This is a genomic window from Actinoplanes sp. NPDC089786, from assembly GCF_040684855.1.
Lineage (GTDB): Bacteria > Actinomycetota > Actinomycetes > Mycobacteriales > Micromonosporaceae > Actinoplanes.
Genome location: NZ_JBFBGU010000067.1, coordinates 1 through 3,366, shown reverse-complemented (window position 1 = coordinate 3,366; position 3,366 = coordinate 1). Strand labels below are relative to the sequence as shown.

The 3,366-nt window shown below is 67.9% G+C and carries 4 protein-coding genes and 1 pseudogene; 1 reads left to right on the top strand and 4 read right to left on the bottom strand.

Going from position 1 to position 3,366, the window contains the following annotated elements; genetic code table 11:
* The 4 genes and pseudogenes from AB0O15_RS47860 to AB0O15_RS47845 form a co-directional block, all read right to left on the bottom strand.
* Positions 1 to 217, bottom strand: a pseudogene (locus AB0O15_RS47860) (ISL3 family transposase); the annotation flags it as partial.
* Positions 218 to 864: 647 nt separating this feature from the next.
* The gene (locus tag AB0O15_RS47855) at positions 865 to 1,380 is read right to left on the bottom strand and encodes an O-acetyl-ADP-ribose deacetylase (protein ID WP_364334888.1); all 516 of its coding nucleotides are present in this window, start codon (positions 1,378 to 1,380) and stop codon (positions 865 to 867) included.
* A gap of 202 nt (positions 1,381 to 1,582) precedes the next feature.
* The gene (locus tag AB0O15_RS47850) at positions 1,583 to 1,978 is read right to left on the bottom strand and encodes a hypothetical protein (RefSeq protein ID WP_364334885.1); all 396 of its coding nucleotides are present in this window, start codon (positions 1,976 to 1,978) and stop codon (positions 1,583 to 1,585) included.
* Positions 1,979 to 2,075: 97 nt separating this feature from the next.
* A complete protein-coding gene (locus AB0O15_RS47845; RefSeq protein WP_364334882.1) occupies positions 2,076 to 2,432 on the bottom strand; it encodes a MerR family transcriptional regulator in 357 nt (118 codons plus the stop codon).
* Between the two features lie 93 nt (positions 2,433 to 2,525).
* On the opposite strand from AB0O15_RS47845, the gene AB0O15_RS47840 reads away from it, so the two are divergent.
* Complete coding sequence (locus AB0O15_RS47840) at positions 2,526 to 3,275, top strand: NADPH-dependent F420 reductase (RefSeq protein ID WP_364334879.1); 750 nt, start codon at positions 2,526 to 2,528, stop codon at positions 3,273 to 3,275.
* Positions 3,276 to 3,366 lie beyond the last annotated feature (91 nt).

Sequence of the window (3,366 nt, the reverse complement as noted above, 5' to 3'; positions counted from 1 at the left end):
CCCGCCCAGCGAGCGCGAGCCCGATCGCCGTCAGCACCCGCCGAAGCCCTTCGCTCACTCGTGACCAGCGCCGGGTCAGCCCGTCAACCTGCTCGACAAAGGTCTTACTCCGGCAGCCCGGGTTGTCGCAGAAGAACCGTCGCACCTTCAACGAAATCCGTACCGGCCGCCCGGCAACTGGCGTGTCCGTCAAGGTCCGTCCATAACGCGAATGCACCCGGGACGACGACTTCAAGCAGGCCGGGCAGGTGCCTCGATCACCGCGCACGCCGGCGGTGAAGACAACTTCGGCGCCCGACCGCACCTCCTCGATCTCGATACCGGCCAGGTGCGGAAGAAGTTGCTCGACGGCATCACACAGCCGGACAACGACTCATCGGCCGACGTCCATCACACTTTCTGCGCCAGAGCCCGATAGTCGCGGGCAGAGTCAGAGCGCCGTAGGCGTGGCACGAGCCCACCCGCTACGCCCTCGTGTACTCGGTAACCGGCGCGCTCGCCCCACGACCGCCGCGAACGCCCAAGGCCTGGCCCGGCTTATCGGAGCCAACCGGGCACAACTGCTCCACAGCCTCGAACGACCCAGGTCGACCACCCAGCTCACCGCTATCTCCGGTCTTCCGATGGGCGCCGTCGGCACCACCTCAAGGTGATGCTCGATGCCAGCCTCGTCGACCGTCGCCGCGCCGGACGCGAGGTGCTCTACTGGCGCACGGCTCTGGGCGACTCGCTGGCAGCGACCGCCAACCACGTCGCGGACCGCTCCCCGACGTGGCCAGGCCGGTCAACGTAACGCTCGAGGGCTCGCGGAGATACTCGACCTCGCATTGCGCCAGATCCGGATGGCCTTGTCGATGGCTGGCGTCAGCTTGCGGCTGTGTCCTGAAGTGCCGTCGCGAGCATGTCTCGGGTCTCTTCGTCGAACGCGACGAGAAGGATTTGGTGGACGGCGGTGGGTGTCGAGCGGATGGTGTTGATCGCGATGGGCGCGGCGTCGCCTGGCGGGAAGCCGTAGACGCCGGTAGCGATCGCCGGAAAGGCGACTGTCCGGGCCTGTAGTTCGTCAGCGACCTGCAAGCTGCGCTGGTAGCAGGCGGCCAGGACGTCGGCCTCGTCGTAGCCGCCGCCCTCCCAGACAGGACCGACGGTATGAATGATGTGCCGCACGGGCGGGTTCAAGTCGAACGCGGGGGTGGCTTTCGCGTCGCCCGGATCGCAGGGGGCGATGGCCGCGCCGGCTTGTGACAGCCGCGGGCCAGCAGCCCGGTGGATGGCGCCGTCAACCCCGCCACCGCCAAGCAGAGACTCGTTGGCGGCCGTCACGATAGCGTCTACCTGCTGACGGGTGATATCGCCGAGAACGACTTCGATCGTGGTCATGACTGATGTTGGCACTACCGTGCCCTGCCCCGCGTCGATGGGTGCGGGCAAGACGAGAAGCCGCCGTACACGATCAGCGGCATATCCGGATGTCATGCTGCGAACTGCGCGAAGCGCGGGTGCTGTTGGCCGCGCTGTGACCTTGTATGCAGGAGTGTCGCTGTCCGCGTCGTCGATGCCCGGCGGCCCTGGCGGCAATGCGTCATCCGATCCAGATGTTGATCACAGTGTCGGCGTGTGGCGCGGCTACCGGTACGCCCTCGCCCGCGTAGATCTCCAGCTCTCCGACGAGCCCGCTGAGGACGTGCAGCACGACGCTGACATCGCCGCCGCCAGACGCGGACACAGCGAAGTAGTCGTCACGCCCGGTGTCGCTGAGCCGCGCAACAGCCGTTGCGGGCACCTGCGGTCCCTCGGTGCGCAGTCCGACCGACGCGCAGCCACAGTCGCAGGTGGACACGACGCGCACCGTCGCGACCTGTTCGCTGAGGCTCGGGACATCAGCGAACGTCACCAGCCGGGCCATCAACGCATGCTCGGCCTCGGTGAGCGCCCGCGGTCGTGGCAGCTCGACGAGCGTCGGAACCGACTCGGTCACCGCCTCACGGTAGCGCTATGCCGGTCGCGGACAGCACCGGTATCCCGTCCCGACGAGCGGGCGGGTCCCGCGCCCGATCAGCGGCAAATCCGGACGTCTAGGCGTCGCACTTCCAGGTGGGATCTGTTGCGATGGCGATGACTTCGTCGAGGCGTACCCGGGCCTGGGTCATCGCGGCTATCTGCGCCTCCAGCCGCTCCCGCTCGACGTCCAGCAGGGCTCGTGAACGAGGTACGCATTCGGCCTCGAGTAGCGGCAGCAGATCGGCGATCACCCGGCTGGACAAGCTGGCCGAGAACCCTCGCCGGATCAGCGCCACCCGGGCGACCGCCGCCTCGGCATAGCGGCGGCGGCCCGCCGGGTCCCGCTCGGCCGACAGCAGGCCCTGCTCCTCGTAGTAGCGCAGCGACCGCACGCTTGCCCCGGTACGGGCCGCCAGCTCCCCGATCCGCACCTATGACCACCACCACATCATCGGGACCTCACATCAATGGCAGCTCCTAGCGTAGCCACCGCAGCCCTTTCACCCTTGCGGAGGAGTAGTCATATGACCAGAATGCTCGGCATCATCGGCAGCGGCACCATCGGCTCCGCCATCGCCCGCAGCGCGGTTGGCGCCGGTTGGCACGTGGTGATCAGCAATTCGCGCGGGCCGGAGAGCCTGCGCGACCTGATCACCGAGGTTGGCCCGCTCGCCCGCGCCGCCATCCCGACCGAGGCTGCGCAGGCGGGCGACCTCATAGTCGCGACCATCCCGCTAGCCAATTACGAGCAACTGCCACGGGAGGCGCTCGCCGGCAAGACGGTGATCGACACCATGAACTATGCACCGGCCGTGACCGGCTGGGCGCGCCCGGATCTCGACGCCGACGAACTGACCTCCAGCGAGCTCGTGCAACGGTTCCTGTCCAGCTCATCCGTGGTCAAGGCGTTCCACGACGTCAACGGCAGGCTGCTGCGCGAATTGGCTCGCCCGGCCGGCGCCCCGGACCGCACCGCCCTGCCCATTACCGGCGACGACCCGGCCGCCAAAGCACAGGTCACCGAGCTAATCGACGACTTCGGTTTCGACACCGTCGACGTCGGCGGCCTCGCCGAGAGCTGGCGCATCGGGCCCAACACCCCGCTCTACTACGAGGCCTTCGTCGGAGCGGTCCCGCCGGGCCTGAGCCTGCCGGAAATCTACGCCTGGCTGGCAACCACCCCGCTGATCCCAACCCCGGGCGCCACGACCGCCGAACTGGCCGCCACGACCGAGCGTCAACCCGCAGGCTTCCAGATCAAACCCTCGGTCTAAGCGGGTAGGCAAAGGTTCGGTACGTAACTGGTGATGGGCTGTCAGCGAACACGCTCAGCGAGAGGGACATACCAACGAAAAGACCCCGTCG

What these genes read in the sequence shown, in the direction of transcription:
- AB0O15_RS47855 (WP_364334888.1), bottom strand. Translation starts at nt 1,380, where the DNA reads ATGACCACGATCGAAGTCGTTCTCGGCGATATCACCCGTCAGCAGGTA.
- AB0O15_RS47840 (WP_364334879.1), top strand. Translation starts at nt 2,526, where the DNA reads ATGACCAGAATGCTCGGCATCATCGGCAGCGGCACCATCGGCTCCGCC.